The 320-nt window shown below is 62.5% G+C and carries 1 pseudogene; it reads left to right on the top strand.

The window, feature by feature from the left end:
- Nucleotides 1–320 (top strand): annotated as a pseudogene (locus HX823_RS31790) (peptidase S1); the annotation flags it as partial.

Raw genomic sequence — 320 nt, 5'->3', positions numbered from 1 at the left:
AGCGGCTGCAGTCGTCGTTCCCGAATTTCACACCGCCTGCACCGTACAAGTTGCCCGACAACCCGGACAGCCTGCTCGACCGCTCCGATCTCGTGTTCATCAACCCCGTGGGCACCGGATACTCGGCGGCCATCGCCCCGGCCAAGAACAAAGACTTCTGGGGCACCGACCAAGACGCCCGCTCCATCGACCGCTTCATCCAGCGCTACCTGACGAAGAACTCGCGCTGGAATTCGCCCAAGTTCCTGTATGGCGAGTCGTATGGCACGGCGCGCAGTGCGGTGCTGTCATGGGTGCTGCATGAAGACGGCATCGAGCTG

It is taken from the genome of Pseudomonas sp. P7759 (assembly GCF_013386445.1).
Classification (GTDB): Bacteria; Pseudomonadota; Gammaproteobacteria; order Pseudomonadales; family Pseudomonadaceae; genus Aquipseudomonas; species Aquipseudomonas azotoformans_A.
The sequence above is the reverse complement of the archived record's forward strand: the minus strand, read 5'-3'. Positions and strand labels throughout refer to the sequence as shown.